This is a genomic window from Microbacterium sp. G2-16M (assembly GCF_055809115.1).
The window spans coordinates 2,345,394-2,361,600 of record NZ_CM147897.1; the positions used below are offsets into that span (position 1 = coordinate 2,345,394).

A 16,207-nucleotide genomic window follows, 5' to 3' on the forward strand; every position below is an offset into this window, starting at 1 on the left:
CACGCCTCAATCGCACTCTAGTCACGCCCAGGGCACCCGGGCGCGCCACGATCCCGGGGTGGCCGGGTTCTAGGGTGGAGCCATGGATCTACGGGTCGCCGCGTATGCGGTCATCATCGACGCGGACGACCGCATCCTGCTCTCGCACTGGACGCAGGGGCGCCGCCCGGCGTGGACGATGCCCGGCGGCGGACTCGAAGATGGCGAGGACCCGGTCGAGGCGGCCCGCCGCGAGGTCCGCGAAGAGACCGGCTACCGGGTCGACGTCGGCGAGCTGCTCGGCATCCACTCGCGCGTGATCCCGGCCGGGCGACGTGTGACCGACGCCACCGAGCCGCTGCACACGCTGCGCATCATCTACCGGGCGCGGATCGTGGGCGGCAAGCTGCGCAACGAGATCGACGGATCCACCGACCGCGCCGAATGGTTCGCGCTGAGCGGCGTACGCCGGCTGCAGCGGGTCAAGCTCGTCGACATCGCACTGAAGATGGCGGATGCCGCGTACTGACTCAGCCGGCGGCGCCGTCCACCGGCTGTGAGATGTCGGCGATCGTCGCGCCGTACGCGGCGATCAGGTCATCGGCGTCCACGAACAGGCTGTAGCCGTGCGCACCGGCACCCATCGCCACGCGCCGGCCGACGATCTGCTCGTCGGCGAACACCGGCCACTCATGCGCGCTGCCGATCGGCACGATCGTGCCCCGTTCATAGCCGGTCGCGGCCAGCGCGAGTTCGGGTTCGGGCAGCCGCAGCTTGTTCACGCCGACCACCGCCCGCAGCTTCGGCCACGAGATGGCGCGGTCGCCGGGGATCAGCGCGAACAGGTAGGTGTCGTCGCGGCGCTTGACGACGAGCGTCTTGACGATGTCGGCCGTGGCCAGACCCAGCAGCGTGGCTGCCTCGGGCAGGCTCTGTGCGACGGGCCGCTCGCGTACCTCGATGGCCAGACCCCGTGCGGACGCCGCGTCCCGTACGCGCGCCGTGGGGTCGGGCGTTGCGCCCTCCGGCCCTTCGTCTCGCTTCGCTCGCTCAGGGACCTGGGGTGGCTCGGGGGCCTGGGGTGGCTCAGGGACCTCCGGCTCCGTCACGCCTCTGGAGCGCGCAGCGGGTCGTCGGCGACCCAGAGCTCATCGTCGGCACGCAGCGTCTGCCAGGCGGCGTAGAGCACACCGACCGCGGCCGCGACGCCCAGGAGGATCGCGATGACGCCGCCGGCGCCCACTCCCCGCTTGGCGGGAGGCTGGACCGCGGCCAGCTGTGCCGCGAACGTCTTCGACGCCTTCTTGCCCTGCTTCTTCGCGTTCTTGGCCATCGCGTCCAGGTCCGGCAGCGTCAGGCGACGGTCGTCGGAGAGCTTCGAGCGGGTGTCGTTCGCGGCATCCCAGACGGACAGGGCGGAGCCCACCACGGCGCCGGCCGCCGGCACGAGCTTCTGATTGAAGACGTGCTGGGCGGTCTTCACGCCCTTCTCGACATACGGGGCGGCGTACTTCTCATAGTTCTGCTGGACGGCCGGGACGACATGCTCCCGGTTGTAGCTGCCCAGCTGGCGGCCTGCTTCACGGGCGACCGATGCGGCTTCGCCGACCAGCACCTGCTGCGACTCCCAGAGCTTGTTGGCCTGTTCCTGAAGCTTGCGGAGTTCCTTCTTGCGCTTGCGGCTGATGCTCACGGGGTTCCCTCCCTGTCGAATGGGTCGTGTGCCCCTTCATCTTGCCAGACGCGCCCGTGAGCGGAAGGGGATGTACAGAACTTAGAAAGATAACTCTGCGAGAATGTGCCCATGCCTCATGCAACCGCCGTCGCCACGCTCCACACGAACCACGGCGACATCGTCATCAACCTCTTCGGCGACCACGCACCCCGTACCGTGAAGAACTTCATCGGCCTCGCCGACGGAACCGGCGAATGGACCGACCCGCACACCGGTCAGCCGGGCGAAGGTCCGCTCTACACGGATGTCGCCTTCCACCGCATCATCCCCGGTTTCATGATCCAGGGCGGCGACCCGCTCGGTGTGGGCACCGGCGGTCCGGGCTACACGTTCAACGACGAGATCCACCCCGAACTGACGTTCGGCTCGCCCTATCTGCTGGCCATGGCCAACGCCGGTCTGCGGCGCAATGCCATCACGGGGGCGGCCGAGGGGACGAACGGCTCGCAGTTCTTCCTGACCACCGACCCGACGCCGTGGCTGCAGGGCAAGCACACGATCTTCGGCGAGGTGGCCGACGACGCGTCCCGCACGGTCGTCGACGAGATCAGCAAGGTCCCCACCGGCGCGCAGGATCGTCCGGTCGAGCCGGTCGTGATCTCATCGATCGACGTCGTCGAGGCGTGAGGCAGGTCCTCTGACCTGACGCATGACGTCCGCTGATTTCGCCCGGAACCGGGAGAACTACTGCTATCGGCATCCCGATCGGCAGAGCTTCGTGCTGTGCCAGCGGTGCCTGCGCACGATCTGCCCCGAGTGCCAGATCCAGGCCCCGGTCGGCGTGATCTGCCCCGAGTGCCTCCGCGACCAGCAGAAGGCGGCGTCGCCCGCCCAGCGCAAGGCGCAGCGACGCTGGGGCGGCAGCCGCGGCGCGTCCACCGTCACCGCCCCGCTGGATCGCCGGCCGCTGGCCACCTACTGGATCATCGGCATCACGGTCGTGGTGTACCTGACCCAGCTGATCCCGCACTCACCGGTCCAGCAGTGGCTGGCCCTGAACAGCGCGTACCTGATCCCGGCGCTCGGACCGATCGAGCCCTGGCGCCTGATCACCGTGCTGTTCGTGCACTCCGGCTGGCTGCACATCGGGCTGAACATGCTCGCCCTCTGGATGATCGGGAGGATCCTCGAGCCGCTGCTGGGCCATGTCCGGTTCCTCGTGATCTACCTGATCTCGGGCATCGGCGGCTCCGTGGCGGTGGCGCTGCTGGCTCCGGGAACCTGGGTGGTCGGGGCATCCGGCGCCATCTTCGGCCTGTTCGGCGCGCTGCTGATCATCGGCCGCCACATCGGCGCGAACGTGTCGGGCATCGCGATCATCATCGCGATCAACTTCGCGTTCCCGTTCGTGGTCGGTCTGCTGTCGGGGTCGCTGGCCGCGGTGCAGATCTCCTGGCAGGCGCACCTGGGCGGTCTGATCGCCGGCTCGGCCGTGGGCTTCATCTACGCCCGGACGCGATCGATCCGGCGCCGCCGGCTGCAGATCGGCCTGCTGATCGCGCTCACCGTGGTGCTGCTGGCCCTGTTGATCATCCCCGCGACGTTCTACGTCTGACGCGAGCCGGAAAGTTATCCACAGGTTCATCCCCAGCTGGGGATGAATCACACCGGTGTAATTCGGCGGCGGTGGTCAGCGCCAGCGGGTCGTCATGAGGAAGCCGACGAACGCGATGCCGAAGCCGATCGCCAGGTTCCAGGCGCCGATCCCCGGGATGGGGAATTGGCTGCCGCTGAGGTAGAACACCAGCACCCACACGAGGCCGACGAGCATGAGGCCGATCATGATCGGCTTGAACCACACCGCGTTGGGGGCAGCGTCGGTTCCGCTGCGCTCGACGAGGGGCTCCTCATCCTTGCCTGATCGTGCCATACCGGCATTCTACGGGGCGAAGGGATGCGAATCGAACTGCCCGGCGGAACCACAGGCCGCGCCGGATAGAATCACGGGGTGACCGATCAGCCGGATGCTGGGGGAACGCGGCGGCCACGCAGCCGTGACGCGCCCGCAACCCCGCGACGCCCGAGCGTGGTCGGCGTGCTCGGCGAGGTGCTGATCACCCTGGGCGTGGTCACCCTGCTGTTCGTCGTCTGGCAGCTGTGGATCGGCGACTGGATCGGCGCCGCGGAGAAGAACGCCGTCGGCACGAGCTACAGCCAGCAGTGGGCGGCCGCCGCCGACACACCCGCCCCGACACCGACATCCACGCCCGATCCGTCCGCGACATCCACCCCGAAGCCGACCTCGAGCGCCGAACCGGTGATCCTGTCCGAGGCGAAGGACGCGCAGGTGTTCGGTGTGATGCACATCCCGCGGTTCGGCGCGGACTACCACGTGCCGATCGCCGGCGGGGTGACCCGCCCGCGCACCCTCGACCCGATCGGGATCGGCCACTACCCCGACACCCCGATGCCGGGGGCCGTCGGCAACGTGGCGCTGGCCGCCCATCGCACCACCTTCGGCAAGCCGTTCAACCAGATCGCGAAGCTGCACCTGAACGACGCCATCGTCATCGAGACGGAGGGCGGCTGGTACACCTACCGGTTCCGGACCCTCGAATACGTCAAGCCGGACGCGGTCGACGTGCTGCTGCCGGTGCCCCAGGAGACGCACGTGCAGGCGAACGGCCGTTACCTGACGATGACCAGCTGCAGCCCGATGTACTTCAAGAGCGAGCGCATCGTCGCCTACAGCGTGTTCGAGTCGTACACGCCGCGCGCGGACGGACCGCCGGCGTCCCTGGCGAAGGAGAGCAGCTGATGTACGCGGCGCTGTGGCGCATCCTTCCGGGCCCGTGGTGGGTGCGGGTGCTCATCCTCGTCGTGCTGGCGGCCGCCATCCTGTACGGCCTGTTCTTCTCCGTCTTCCCCTGGGTGAGCGCGCTCATCGATCCGCAGGATGTCACGGTCCAGTGAGCACGGTCCAGTGAGCCGCATCCTCGTCATCGACAACCACGACAGCTTCGTGCACACCCTCATCGACTATCTGGTCGAGCTGGGGGCGGATGTCGTGATGGTCGAAGCGGATCGGATCGAGCCGGATGCCGCGGCCGACGCGCTCGCCGGATACGACGGCGTGCTCATCTCCCCCGGGCCCGGCACCCCGGCACGGGCCGGGGCGTCCATCGCCGTCGTGCACGCCGCGTTCGCAGCGCGCCTTCCGCTGCTCGGCGTGTGCCTGGGTCACCAGGCCATCGCCGAGGCGTTCGGCGGCACGGTCGGTGAGGCGCCCGAGCTGATGCACGGCATGGTCTCGCCGGTCTGGCACGACGGCACAGGGCTGTTCGACGGGATGCCGCAGCCGCTCGCCGCGGGCCGGTACCACTCGCTCGCCGTCACCCGGATGCCGGACGACCTCGAGGTCACCGCCCGCACCCAGTCCGGCGTGGTGATGGCGCTCGCGCACCGTGAGGCGCCGATCTGGGGGGTGCAGTTCCACCCCGAGAGCGTCCTGACCGAAGGCGGCCACCGGATGCTCGGCGCCTGGCTGATGCTGACCGGGATGACGGATGCCGCGGTCCACGCGCGTGGGATGTCGGTGCGCCGCGCCGCCCCCGACGGCTCTTAGTCGCCGCCCTTGCCGGCCGCGCCGGAGCAGGAGACGAGGGTCACCTCGGAGTGGATCGGCACATCGCCGGGGCCGGCCGACTGCGACTTCACGCTGCGCGGATCGGTCGCCGGGCATGAGTCGTCGTCCTGCACGGTGACCTTGAGCTTCAGGTCTTCGAGCGCCTTCTTCGCATCGTCCAGGGTGAAGTTCGACGTCAGGTCGACCACCGTGACCGTGCCGGTGGCCACCACCAGGTCGACGACGGTGCCCTTGGCCACCTCGTCGCCCTCGTCCGCCGAGCTGCTCAGCACGACGTCGGCGTCCTTGTCGGGGTCCTCCTCACGACGGACCTGGCCGAGGGCCAGCCCGGCGTCGTCGAGCGCGGTCTGGGCCTGAGCCCGCGACAGGCCGACGAGCGCGGGCACCTTCACGGTCTCGGGGCCCCTCGACACGTACACCGTGACCTGCGAGTCGCGCGCGACCGAGATGCCGGCGACCGGGTCGGTGCGGATCACGTCGCCCTCGGGGACCGTCTCGCTGGCCTCGTCCTCGCGATGCGCCAGCAGATCCTTCCCGGCGAGCGTCTGGTTGGCGTCGTCGTAGACCATGCCGATCACATCGGGCACGATGCGCGAGCCGCTCGGGATGACGCTGCCGGGACGCATGGTGAGCACCCAGATGAGCACCGAGATGAGCAGGACGGCCAGCACCGCGACGCCGGCCCAGATCCACGCCGCCGGGGGTCCGGGCTGGGTGCGCTTCATGGTGGGGTCCGAGCTGAGCTGACGCAGCGAGCGGGCGGTCTCGGCCGCCTGCTTCGGGTCGGGCCCGTACAGCGAGTTCGCGAGGGTGTCGACCTGGCGTCGCGACGGCGACGAGCCGGAGGCGGCGGCGTCCAGCGTCTCACGGAAGGCGGCGGCATCCGGGAATCGCTGGAACGGATCCTTCGCCAGCGCCCGCAGCACGACCGCATCCAGCGCGCGCGGCACCGTGTCGACGACCTCGGACGGCGCGAGCGGTGCCTCGCTGACGTGCTGGTAGGCCACCGCGACGGGGGTGTCGCCGCGGAACGGCTGCTGCCCGGTGAGCAGTTCGTACAGCACGACGCCGGTGGAGTACAGATCCGCGCGCGCGTCCACCACGTCACCCTTGGCCTGCTCGGGCGAGAAGTATGCGGCAGTGCCGAGGATGCTGGTGGTCTCGGCGACCGTCGAGGACGAGTCCGAGACGGCGCGGGCGATGCCGAAGTCCATCACCTTGACCTGGCCGGACGGGGTGACCATCACGTTGCCGGGCTTGATGTCGCGGTGCACCACACCGGCGCGGTGCGAGTACTCCAGCGCCTCGAGGATGCCGTCGACGTACCGGATCGCGTCCGGCACCGGGACCGGCCCGGCGGCGATGATGTCCTTGAGCAGGCGGCCGCCGACCAGTTCCATCACGATGAACGGAATCGGATGCCGCTTGCCGGCGTCGTCGACCTCGCTGTCCTCACCGGCGTCGTACACGCGCACGATGGTCGCGCTCGACATCCGGGATGCCGCCTGTGCCTCGAGCCGGAAGCGGGTGCGGAACGAGCTGTCGGCGGCCAGGGCGCTGTCGAGGATCTTGATCGCGACCGGACGCCCCAGGGTCAGGTCGTAGCCGCGGAACACGGACGCCATGCCGCCGTGCCCGATGGGCTCGTCGACGCGGTAGCGTCCGGAAAGCACGCGTGGCTCGGCTGACACTTCTCTCCCCTGGGATGAACAGATGCCAGCCTAACCGACCGGCGAGGACCGGCCCGTTCCGGGCCGCGGAAACCCCCGGTCAGGGTTCGGTTGTGGCGGTGGGGCCGGGAGCGGCTCCGTCGCCTCCGCCGTCGCCCTGTCCATCGGCCGGCGGCGGCGTGTCGGACGGCTGGACGGCGGCGGGGCCGATCGTGACGGACTTCGACGACGCGGGCGAGGTCAGCGGACCGCTGCTGCCGCCCGAGCAGGTCGCCGTGTAGCTGATCTCCAGCGGATCGCCCGCATTGCCGGTGACGTTCAGCGACAGCTCGCCGGGAGTCGTTCCCGTCTCGAGCGTCGACTTGTCACCGGAGTTCGAGCCGTTCACGAACTGTCCGTTGGTGGCGGTGAACGAGTAGCCGGTCAGGTTTCCGGTGCCGGACGGGCAGGAGAAGTCCGGGACGGTGATGATCGCCGTCCCGCCCTCGATGACCTGGTTGTTCGGTCCGTCGCCGCGGATGTCGGCCGCGCCGGGCTTGTCGGTGAGCGTCGTGGGGGCGGTGTAGCAGGTGAGGGTGACGGTGGTGCCCTTCTCGGCATTGCCGCCCGGCTGCACGGACTCGACCCAGCCCTGCTTGTCCTTCGACGGGGCCGGAGAGCCGTCCTGGCGCTCGGGGTTCAGATCCCGATCGGTCAACAGCGCCGCCGCGTCGTCGCAGCTCATCGTGGTCAGTGCCAGCGCATCGATGTTCACCGGAGTGGGCGTCGGGCTGGAGGGCGACGAGATCGGCGTCGACGGACTGTCGGTCACCTTCCCCTCGTCACCGCGGGGGCCGAAGATCGCCCAGAGCGTGCCGCCCAGCACGATGATCAGCAGCGCGATGAGCGCGATCAGCGGCCAGGTCCACGGGCTGCGCTTCTTCTTCTTCTCCTCCTCGAGCGGCACGGGAGCACCGGACGGGAGCAGCGCAGTGGTGGCGGCCGTGGCGCCGGCAGGAGTCAGCAGCTGGGTCGCGGCATCCACTCCCGCCCCGATGGCGGGGACGGCCGCGATCGCGGCCGCCATGTCGCCCCGACGCAGCGCCGTCGCAGCCCGCGCCACCGTCGCCGTCGAGGCGGGCCGGTCCTCGGGCTTCTTCGCGATCATCGAAAGCACGAGGTTCTGCACCGGCTGTGCGACGGTCGCAGGCAGCGGGGGCGGCTGTTCGTTGATCTGCGCCATCGCGATGGCGACCTGCGACTCGCCCGTGAACGGGCGCTTGCCGGCCAGGCACTCGTACGCGACGATGCCGAGCGAGTAGATGTCGGTGGCGGGGGATGCCGGGTGCCCGGACGCCTGCTCCGGCGAGAGATACTGCACCGTGCCCATGACCTGGCCGGTGGCCGTCAGCGGCACCTGGTCGGCGATCCGGGCGATGCCGAAGTCGGTGATCTTGACCCGGCCGTCCGGGGTGATCAGCAGGTTCCCCGGCTTGATGTCGCGGTGCACGAGACCGGCCGCATGTGCTGCCTGCAGCGCCGTGGCCGTCTGGGCGACGATGTCGAGGGTCTTGTCGGTGGACAGCTGGGTCTCGCGCTCGAGGATCGTCGACAGCGCCTCGCCGGGCACGAGCTCCATCACGAGGAAGGCCGAGCCGTTCTCCTCGCCGTAGTCGAAGACGCTGGCGATGCCCTCGTGGTTGACCAGGGCCGCATGGCGGGCCTCGGCGCGGAAGCGCTCCAGGAACCCTGGATCGCCCATGTACTCGTCTTTGAGGATCTTGATGGCGACGGTGCGGCCGATGACGTGGTCGGTGGCCTCCCAGACCTCGCCCATCCCGCCGATCGCGATCCGCGAGTCGAGCTCGTAGCGGCCGCCGAAGGTCACACCCTGCGTCGGTCTCATTTACCCAACACCGCCTCCATGACCTTCTTCGCGATAGGAGCGGCGATGGTGTTGCCGCTGCCCGACTGCCCCTGACCTCCGCCATTCTCCACGACGACCGCCACCGCAACCTGGGGGTCGTCTGCAGGGGCGAACCCGGTGAACCACAGCGAGAAGGGCTTGTCCGGCCCGTTCTGTGCGGTGCCGGTCTTGCCGGCCACATCGACCCCGTCAATTCTTGCATTGGTCGCCACGCCGCTGCTGACATTGGCGACCATCATCTGTACCAGTTCGGCATCGAGATCAGAATCGAGCACCTGTCCGTACTCCTTGTCCTCGTACCGCTGCTGCACAGACAGGTCCGGCCCGACGACCTGATCGACCATCCGCGGGTTCATCAGCTTCCCGCCGTTGGCGATGCCGGCCGAGACCATCGCCATCTGCAGCGGGGTGGCGGTGACCTGGCCCTGGCCGAAGCCGGTCAGTGCGGTCTGCGCGTCATCCAGCGCCTTCGGGTACGAGGATGCCGTGGATGTCGGGGGCAGGTCGAACGACGAGTTGAAGCCGTACTTCTCGGCTTCGGCGCGGATGGCGTCGTCGCCGAGTTTGACCGCGAGCTCGGCCATCGGGATGTTGCAGCTCAGCCGCAGCGCATCGGCGATCGTGACCTCCTTGCCGGGGCCGCATGTGCCGCCGGTGTCGTTGGAGATCTGCTGCGAGGTGCCCGGGAGCGTGTAGCGCGCCGGGTTGGGGAGTTTGGATTCGGGGGTGAAGTCGCCGGAGGCCAGCGCCGTCGAGACCGTGACCAGCTTGAAGGTCGACCCCGGAGGGTTCAGGTTGCCGGCGATCGCACGGTTGTACAGCGGATGGCTCGGGTCGTCGTTCAGCTTGTCGTAGGCGGCGTTCACGGCGTCCGGATCATGGGACGCGAGCGCGTTCGTGTCATAGCTGGGGCTGGTGACCATGGCCAGGATCCGGCCGGTCTTCGGCTCGATCGCCATCACGGCGCCCTGCAGCTTTCCCAGGGCGTCGTAGGCGGCCTTCTGCACCTTCGCGTCCAGGGAGAGCACGACGTTCGATCCGCGCGCCGGCTGGCCGGTGACGATGCGCTCGACCCGCGACAGGAACTGCGAGCTGCCGGTGCCCGACAGCTGCTGGTTCATCGTCTGCTCGATGCCCGGTGCGGGCGAGAACGAACGGAGCACCGGGTTGATGTATCCGGTGACCGGTGCCCACATCTGCGGGTCGACGTAGGTGCGCTGCCAGCTGTAGACGTCCTTGGACGGCACGGACGAGGCGATCGCCGAGCCGCTGGCGATGATCGACCCGCGCTGCACGTCGAACGAGTCGTAGATGGCCCGCTTGTTGTTCGGGTTCTGTGCCAACGTGTCGGCCTGCACCACCTGGATGACGCTGGTCGAGCAGAACAGCGCGAGGAACATCACCAGCATGATGATGGACAGCCGTCTCAGTTCCTTGGTCATCTCAGCCGATCACCACCCGCGGACGTGAGCGCACGGCGTCCGAGATCCGCAGCAGCAGCGCCACGATCAGCCAGTTCGCCACCAGGGACGAGCCGCCGGCGGCCAGGAACGGCGTGGTCAGCCCGGTCAGCGGGATGACCCGGGTCACACCGCCGACCATGATGAACACCTGCAGCGCGATGGTGAACGAGACGCCCACCGCGAGGAGCTTGCCGAAGTCGTCCTGACCGTTCAGGCCGATGCGGATGCCGCGGCTGGTGAACACCATGTAGAGGGCGAGGATCGCGAACAGGCCGATGAGGCCGAGCTCTTCGCCGAGCGCGGCGAAGATGTAGTCGCTCTCGGCCACCGGGGTCAGCCACGGGCGGCCCTGTCCGAGCCCCGTCCCGATCAGCCCGCCCTGGGCGAGCCCGAAGATGCCCTGCACGAGCTGATAGCTGCTACCGTTGACCAGGTCGGGGTTGAAGGCGTCCAGCCAGTTCGTGAACCGTCCGCCGACGTACGGCAGGAAGCGGGATGCCAGGAACGCGCCGCCGGCGGCGAGGATGACGCCGATGAGGACCCAACTGGTCTTGCTCGTGGCCACGTACAGCATCGCCACGAACATCCCGAAGATGAGAAGCCCGGTGCCGAGGTCGCGCTGGATCACGATGATCCCCAGCGACACCAGCCAGATCACCAGCAGCGGCCCGAGCTCGCGGGCGCGCGGCCAGGTCATCCCGAGGAAGCGGGTGCCCACCGAGGTGAGGCTGTCGCGGGTGCGCACCAGGTACCCGGCGAAGAAGATCGCCAGGCAGATCTTGGCCAGTTCACCCGGCTGGAACGAGAAGAACCCGAGCGAGACCCACACGTCGGCGTTGGCATCCGTCCCCAGGCCCGGGACGATCGGCAGCAGCAGCAGGAGGATGCCGACCAGGCCGAAGATATATGTGTACCGGAACAGCACGCGGTAGTTGCGCAGCAGGATCACCAGCACGATCGCCCCCACCAGGGCGATCCCGGCCCACGCGAGCTGTCGGGTCGAATAGGCCTCCCAGCCGTGCCGGCCCCAGTGCACGTCCAGCCGATAGATCTCGGCCAGCCCGATGCCGGTCAGCAGGGTCGCGATCGGCACGACGAACGGGTCGGCGTCGCGGGCGACCAGGCGCAGCACGATGTGCAGCGCCAGGGCCAACGCGGTCAGCGCGCCCAGATAGATGAGGAACTTCGGGTCGATCTCGCCGGCCGCGCCCAGCTGGACGAGGACGACCGCCGCGCCGTTGATGAGGAAGGCGAACACGAGCAGCGCGAGCTCGCGGTTGCGCTGGGTCTGCGGCACCCGGATCTTGCGCAGGGCGCGCAGGACCGCGGTGTCGGCCGACCCGCCGTCGGTCGGTGCCGGGGTCGGCGCGGGGCGGACCGGGGTGTTTCCACCGGGGGGCGTGCGCATCAGTCACCCCCGATGTTCTGTCGAAGCTGGTCGACGATCTGCTCGGCGTCCGCGAGCGAGCCCGCTGAGATCGTGCCCTGCACGACCTGGCGCTCGAACTCGGGCAGCACGCTCAGCGGCAGGCCGGTGTCCTCGTACGGCGAAGACAGCGAGATCGGGCCGATGCTCTGCTGGATGCCGCGGAAGATCACCACGGTGTCTTCGTCGGCACCGACGAAGTACCGCGTCTGGGTCCACTGGTAGGCGCCGAACAGCGCGGCGCCGATCAGCGCGAGCACCAGGATCAGCCCGGCGATCCAGCCGATCCGCCGCCGCCGGCCGCGTCGGCGGTCCTCCTCGATGAGCTCCTCGAGGTACTCGGCGTCGGGTTCGAAGTGGGTCGGCTCGTTCGCCGCCTGCCGGGTCAGGTGCAGCCACGACACGCGTCCGGGGCGGGCGAGCGGCACCTCGACGCCCTTTGGGGTGGATGCCGCACCGACGATCGTCGGCGTCCCGGACACGAGCGGATGCTGACCGCCGACATCCACGATCACGATGGTGACGTTGTCCGGCGCGCCGGCATCCAGCGCATGCTTGAGCAGCACGTCGGCCGTGCGGCCGGGGGCCAGGCCCAGGCCCAGCGTCTTGGCGGTGTGCGCGTCGTCCACGACCCCGCTCAGACCGTCCGAGCACAGCAGCCAGCGGTCGCCGGGCTGCGTGGGCATGATGAACGTGTCCACCTCGGGGTCGGCATCCATGTCGCCGAGCACCCGCATCAGCACCGACCGGCGCGGATGGTAGCGCGCCTCTTCGGGGGTGATCCGGCCGGAGTCCACGAGGCGCTGCACGAACGTGTGGTCGGTGGTGATCTGGGTGAGCGCGTCGTCGCGGTACAGGTAGATGCGCGAGTCGCCGATGTGGGCGATGACGGCGTACTCGTCGACCATGATGATCGCGCACACGGTCGTGCCCATGCCGGCCAGCTCGGGCTTGATCTTGACCGTGTCGATCAGGGCGCCGGCCGCCGCGGTGAGCGCCCGCTGGAGCGCGCGCTCGGCGTCGGCCGGGGTGTCATAGGTGTGGTCGAGCCCCTCGAGCCGGTCGATGGCGATGCTCGAGGCGACGTCGCCGCCGGCGTGACCGCCCATTCCGTCGGCGACGACGAACAGGTTCGATCCGGAGTAGCCGGAGTCCTGGTTGTTCCCGCGCACCTTGCCGGTGTGCGAGAGAGCAGCGCTCGAACCCTGGAAGACCATGGCGGGCGGCGCCTACTTCCGCAGCTCGAACGTCGTCGCGCCCACGCGGATCGGCGCGCCGATGGTCACCGGAGTGGGGGAGGCCACCCGGCGCCCGTCGTGCCAGGTGCCGTTCGTCGAGTCGAGGTCCTGGATCATCCACTGGTCGCCCCAGAGCACGAGGCGCGCATGATGACTGGACGTGTAGTCGTCGCGGACGACCAGGCCCGACTCGCTGGACCGGCCGATCGTCAGGGGCTCGGTGCCCAGCGGCAGCTCGAGTCCGGCCTTGGGGCCGCTGGTGATCACGATGCGCGACACCGTCGCGGTCGTCGCTCCCCCGCCGGCGGCCGACGGCGCCAGCGACTGCACGGGCGTGGTCAGCTCGTTCGGGCTGGACGTGGGGGCGGGGGATGCCGCGGCTGCGGCGGCCTCGGGGGCGGGCATCTTGCGCACCTTCACCCCGAACAGGTCGGCGCGCAGCGAGTACACCACCGCGAACACGAAGAACCACATCAGCACCAGGAACCCGAGGCGCAGCAGGAGAAGTGTCAGCTCACTCAACGGTCGCCACCCCCGACGTCGAACATGCGGGTCGCGGCATCCGCCGCCGAAGATCTCGGCACCGGCGGCGCGGCCTGCGGGACGACGCGGAACACGATCTCGGTGCGGCCGATCGTGATCGTCGCCTCGGGCGGGAGCGGAGCCTGGCTCACCGGCTGCCCGTCGAGCTTGGTGCCGTTGGTCGAGCCGAGGTCGCGCACCATGGCCCGCTCGCCGTCCCAGAGGATCTCGACGTGCTTGCGGCTGGTGCCCGAGTCGGCGACGGTGATGTCGGCATCGCTGCCGCGGCCGATGACGGTGCGGCCGGTGCGCAGCGGATGCCGGGTGCCGTCGATGTCGACCACGCCTCGCCACGACACTGTGCCCTCGGCCGTGCGGGAGGCGACCCGCAGCGTGCCGGTGGAGAGCCGCTCGTCGCGCTGGAGCGTGACTGACACGGGGCCGGCGAACGAGTAGTGCTGGGAGGCCGCGTGCGTGCGCACGATCTCGGTGAGTTCGCCGATCAGTGCCGGGCCGATGGCCGCCATCTTCTCGTCGTCGGACGGCGCGAGGCGCACGGTGAGCGTGTTCGGCACCAGAATGCGGTCGCGGGAAACCACGGCGGCCTTCTTGTCGAGCTCGCTCCGCAGAGCGGATGCGATCTCGACAGGCTGGATGCCGCTGCGGAAGGTCTTGGCGAACGCGCCGTTGACGGCGCGCTCGAGACCCTTCTCGAAGCTGTCAAGTAGTCCCACACGACTCCTCAGGCAGGCAGATCAGTGGCTACATGCTAGTTCCCCCGCCTGGGGAGACGATGGATTCGGTGTCGCGGGCCCGCTGTCCCTTCCGCTCGCGCTGTCGTTTCCCGCTCGCGCTGCCCTTTCCCGCTCGCGCGGCCGTTTCCCGCTCGCGCTGTCGTTTCCCGCTCGCGCTGTCCTTTCCCGCTCGCGCGGTCCTTTCCCGCTCGCGCGGCCGTTTCCCGCTCGCGCGGCCGTTCTCGACCTGCCCCTGCGGCTCGCGCTGCTGCTTCCGGCATCCGCGCCCGAAAAAGCCGGGCGCGAAAGCGGAAAACGACAGCGCGAGGCGCGGGGCGGGGAGGGCGCTCGCGCGGCGATGCGACGGGCGATGCGACGGTAAGCGCCAGGATCGGAGGCCGGTCGAGCCGTGCTATCCTCGACAAGTTGAGATTCGGGGTTTCCCGACTCGCGCGAGTGGCGGAATTGGTAGACGCGCTGGCTTCAGGTGCCAGTGCCCGCAAGGGCGTGGGGGTTCAAGTCCCCCCTCGCGCACGCAGCAGAGACAGCCCCTGATCCGGGTTCCCGGACCGGGGGCTGTGTCGTCCTCGCGCCCCTCGCTATTCGAGCGCGGGCACGAGGGTGTAGACGATCTCCTCCACGTCGCGGCCGAGTCCTGGGGCGGGCGCGACGTCGCGGGACACCTCGGTGAAGCCGTTGTGCTCCAGCACGGCGATCGCGCCGGGATTGTGTGCGGCCACGCGGGCGAACAGCGGACGCGTCGGCTCGCGCGAGACGAGCAGGCGCAGCGCCTCGGTCGCGACGCCTCTCCCCCACGCGTGCCGCGGTAGCCAGAACGTGACCTCGCGGTCGCCGTCCAGGGTGAACGCCGCGACGGTGCCGGCGAAGCCGCCCCGCTCGGTGATCACGTGCAGCGAGACGTCCGGCGATGCACGGCGCACCGCGAGCCACTCGTCGAACGCGGTGCGGTCCGCGGCATCCCGCGCCGTGAAGGCCGCCATCGCGATGGCCTCGGGATCGCGCAGCATCTCGAAGACGGCGTCGAGGTCGTCGTCGTCCAGGTCACGCAGCTCGATGTGGCCCATGCCGACACCGTACCCGCGCGGGGCTCGCGCGGGAATGCCTCAGCCCAGGCCGTGCTGCATGCGCAGGATGCGCTCCGCGCTGTCGCCGTCGCGCGCGGCGACAGCCTCACGGAACACCCGGTAGATGTCGGTGCGCTCGGCGCGGTCGGTCACGTGCGGGCTCCAGCTGTGCAGGTTGCGGCGCAGGGCGAACTCCGACTCCTCGAGCATCATCTGCACGACCCGGTTCTCGGTGGCGTACGTGACCAGGATGAAGAAGTGCATGCTGACCCGCAGCAGGTCGTCGCGGTCGTCGGCGTCGGAGGCGGCGATCATCTGATCGATCCCGGCCAGCAGCTGGTCCACTGTCTCGTCCGAGCAGCGGCTCAGCGCCATGCGCACCGCGGTGCCCATCATGTAGACGACCATCTCGTGGGTCGCCGCGCGCAGGCTGTCGTCCGGGACGGACACACGCGTCCACCGGTTGGCCGACACCTCGACCAGGCCGGAGCGCTCCAGCCGCTGCAGCGCCTCGCGGACGGGAGTGCGTGAGACGCCCAGTCGCTCGGCGAGTTCGGTGTCGCGGAGGCGCTCGCCGGATCGGAGCCGGCCGTCGAGGATGGCCTCGCCGAGCACGCGGTACACCTCGTCGCCGAGGATGGCGCCGCGCGGGTCGAGCGGCGCGAAAGCTACATCGCTGGTCATGGGTTGCCCAAGTCTTCTGTCAGGGGGTCTCGATCGGTGGGGGGTCGGTCGAGGAGAACAACAGCACTGGGATGCGTCGCAATATATCAGCCGTGACTATCAGGGCACCAGGCGATCTTGCGTGGCGAGAGGGCACCGGGCCGATATATCGGTACAGTTGGGGTGCCACGTGCGCGTGG

The 16,207-nt window shown here is 69.5% G+C and carries 18 protein-coding genes and 1 tRNA gene; 7 read left to right on the forward strand and 12 right to left on the reverse strand.

The features are described 5' to 3' along the window. The first annotated feature begins 82 nt into the window (after positions 1 to 82). On the forward strand, positions 83 to 508 hold the full coding sequence (locus AC0L6F_RS11155) for an NUDIX hydrolase (protein ID WP_274636665.1): 426 nt from the start codon (positions 83 to 85) through the stop codon (positions 506 to 508). Between the two features lies 1 nt (position 509). Here the strand turns inward: AC0L6F_RS11155 and AC0L6F_RS11160 are convergent, their stop codons facing one another. Together AC0L6F_RS11160 and AC0L6F_RS11165 are read right to left on the reverse strand one after the other, a co-directional pair. Further along, complete coding sequence (locus tag AC0L6F_RS11160) at positions 510 to 941, reverse strand: aminoacyl-tRNA deacylase (RefSeq protein WP_473539998.1); 432 nt, start codon at positions 939 to 941, stop codon at positions 510 to 512. Between the two features lie 143 nt (positions 942 to 1,084). After that, positions 1,085 to 1,672 carry a DNA helicase gene (locus AC0L6F_RS11165; RefSeq protein ID WP_259610865.1) on the reverse strand — a complete coding sequence of 196 codons (588 nt, stop codon included), beginning with the start codon at positions 1,670 to 1,672 and terminating at the stop codon, positions 1,085 to 1,087. 111 nt (positions 1,673 to 1,783) lie between these two features. Here AC0L6F_RS11165 and AC0L6F_RS11170 point away from each other — a divergent pair, with 111 nt between their 5' ends. Both AC0L6F_RS11170 and AC0L6F_RS11175 read left to right on the forward strand, forming a co-directional pair. Next, positions 1,784 to 2,341, forward strand: a complete 558-nt coding sequence (locus tag AC0L6F_RS11170; RefSeq protein ID WP_259610866.1) for a peptidylprolyl isomerase — start codon at positions 1,784 to 1,786, stop codon at positions 2,339 to 2,341. Between the two features lie 22 nt (positions 2,342 to 2,363). Continuing rightward, positions 2,364 to 3,269, forward strand: a complete 906-nt coding sequence (locus tag AC0L6F_RS11175) for a rhomboid family intramembrane serine protease (RefSeq protein ID WP_473537949.1) — start codon at positions 2,364 to 2,366, stop codon at positions 3,267 to 3,269. 75 nt (positions 3,270 to 3,344) lie between these two features. Here the strand turns inward: AC0L6F_RS11175 and AC0L6F_RS11180 are convergent, their stop codons facing one another. Beyond that, positions 3,345 to 3,584, reverse strand: a complete 240-nt coding sequence (locus AC0L6F_RS11180) for a cell division protein CrgA (protein WP_274636668.1) — start codon at positions 3,582 to 3,584, stop codon at positions 3,345 to 3,347. Positions 3,585 to 3,662: 78 nt separating this feature from the next. Between AC0L6F_RS11180 and AC0L6F_RS11185 the strand changes: the two genes are divergently transcribed. Genes AC0L6F_RS11185 through AC0L6F_RS11195 form a run of 3 tightly spaced genes read left to right on the forward strand, consistent with a single transcriptional unit; the run spans position 3,663 to position 5,279 of the window. Next, positions 3,663 to 4,472 (forward strand): class E sortase, encoded by an 810-nt coding sequence (locus tag AC0L6F_RS11185; protein WP_473537950.1) that lies wholly within the window; start codon positions 3,663 to 3,665, stop codon positions 4,470 to 4,472. After that, complete coding sequence (locus tag AC0L6F_RS11190) at positions 4,472 to 4,627, forward strand: hypothetical protein (protein WP_274636670.1); 156 nt, start codon at positions 4,472 to 4,474, stop codon at positions 4,625 to 4,627. The genes AC0L6F_RS11185 and AC0L6F_RS11190 overlap by 1 nt, the downstream gene beginning before the upstream one ends. Then, the gene (locus AC0L6F_RS11195; RefSeq protein WP_473537951.1) at positions 4,611 to 5,279 is read left to right on the forward strand and encodes an anthranilate synthase component II; all 669 of its coding nucleotides are present in this window, start codon (positions 4,611 to 4,613) and stop codon (positions 5,277 to 5,279) included. The genes AC0L6F_RS11190 and AC0L6F_RS11195 overlap by 17 nt, the downstream gene beginning before the upstream one ends. On the opposite strand, the gene pknB is transcribed toward AC0L6F_RS11195, so the two are convergent. The 7 genes from pknB to AC0L6F_RS11230 form a co-directional block, all read right to left on the reverse strand. Next, positions 5,276 to 6,991 carry a Stk1 family PASTA domain-containing Ser/Thr kinase gene (gene pknB / locus AC0L6F_RS11200; RefSeq protein ID WP_473537952.1) on the reverse strand — a complete coding sequence of 572 codons (1,716 nt, stop codon included), beginning with the start codon at positions 6,989 to 6,991 and terminating at the stop codon, positions 5,276 to 5,278. The two genes, AC0L6F_RS11195 and pknB, sit on opposite strands and share 4 nt — an antisense overlap. Before the next feature lie 79 nt (positions 6,992 to 7,070). Continuing rightward, positions 7,071 to 8,855, reverse strand: a complete 1,785-nt coding sequence (locus AC0L6F_RS11205) for a serine/threonine-protein kinase (RefSeq protein WP_274636673.1) — start codon at positions 8,853 to 8,855, stop codon at positions 7,071 to 7,073. Beyond that, positions 8,852 to 10,318, reverse strand: a complete 1,467-nt coding sequence (locus AC0L6F_RS11210) for a peptidoglycan D,D-transpeptidase FtsI family protein (RefSeq protein ID WP_274636674.1) — start codon at positions 10,316 to 10,318, stop codon at positions 8,852 to 8,854. The genes AC0L6F_RS11205 and AC0L6F_RS11210 overlap by 4 nt, the downstream gene beginning before the upstream one ends. A 1-nt stretch (position 10,319) precedes the next feature. Next, positions 10,320 to 11,747 (reverse strand): FtsW/RodA/SpoVE family cell cycle protein, encoded by a 1,428-nt coding sequence (locus AC0L6F_RS11215; RefSeq protein ID WP_274636675.1) that lies wholly within the window; start codon positions 11,745 to 11,747, stop codon positions 10,320 to 10,322. Beyond that, a complete protein-coding gene (locus AC0L6F_RS11220; protein WP_473537953.1) occupies positions 11,747 to 12,982 on the reverse strand; it encodes a PP2C family protein-serine/threonine phosphatase in 1,236 nt (411 codons plus the stop codon). The genes AC0L6F_RS11215 and AC0L6F_RS11220 overlap by 1 nt, the downstream gene beginning before the upstream one ends. A gap of 12 nt (positions 12,983 to 12,994) precedes the next feature. After that, positions 12,995 to 13,525, reverse strand: a complete 531-nt coding sequence (locus AC0L6F_RS11225) for an FHA domain-containing protein FhaB/FipA (protein WP_274636677.1) — start codon at positions 13,523 to 13,525, stop codon at positions 12,995 to 12,997. Next, complete coding sequence (locus AC0L6F_RS11230; protein ID WP_473537954.1) at positions 13,522 to 14,259, reverse strand: FhaA domain-containing protein; 738 nt, start codon at positions 14,257 to 14,259, stop codon at positions 13,522 to 13,524. Before AC0L6F_RS11230 ends, AC0L6F_RS11225 begins: the two co-directional genes overlap by 4 nt. 450 nt (positions 14,260 to 14,709) lie before the next feature. On the opposite strand from AC0L6F_RS11230, the gene AC0L6F_RS11235 reads away from it, so the two are divergent. Further along, positions 14,710 to 14,793: transfer RNA gene (locus AC0L6F_RS11235), tRNA-Leu, on the forward strand. Between the two features lie 65 nt (positions 14,794 to 14,858). Here AC0L6F_RS11235 and AC0L6F_RS11240 read toward each other — a convergent pair. Together AC0L6F_RS11240 and AC0L6F_RS11245 are read right to left on the reverse strand one after the other, a co-directional pair. Then, complete coding sequence (locus AC0L6F_RS11240; RefSeq protein ID WP_473537955.1) at positions 14,859 to 15,344, reverse strand: GNAT family N-acetyltransferase; 486 nt, start codon at positions 15,342 to 15,344, stop codon at positions 14,859 to 14,861. A gap of 39 nt (positions 15,345 to 15,383) precedes the next feature. After that, positions 15,384 to 16,028: a GntR family transcriptional regulator gene (locus tag AC0L6F_RS11245; protein WP_259610871.1), complete on the reverse strand. Its 645-nt coding sequence runs from the start codon at positions 16,026 to 16,028 to the stop codon at positions 15,384 to 15,386. Positions 16,029 to 16,207 lie beyond the last annotated feature (179 nt).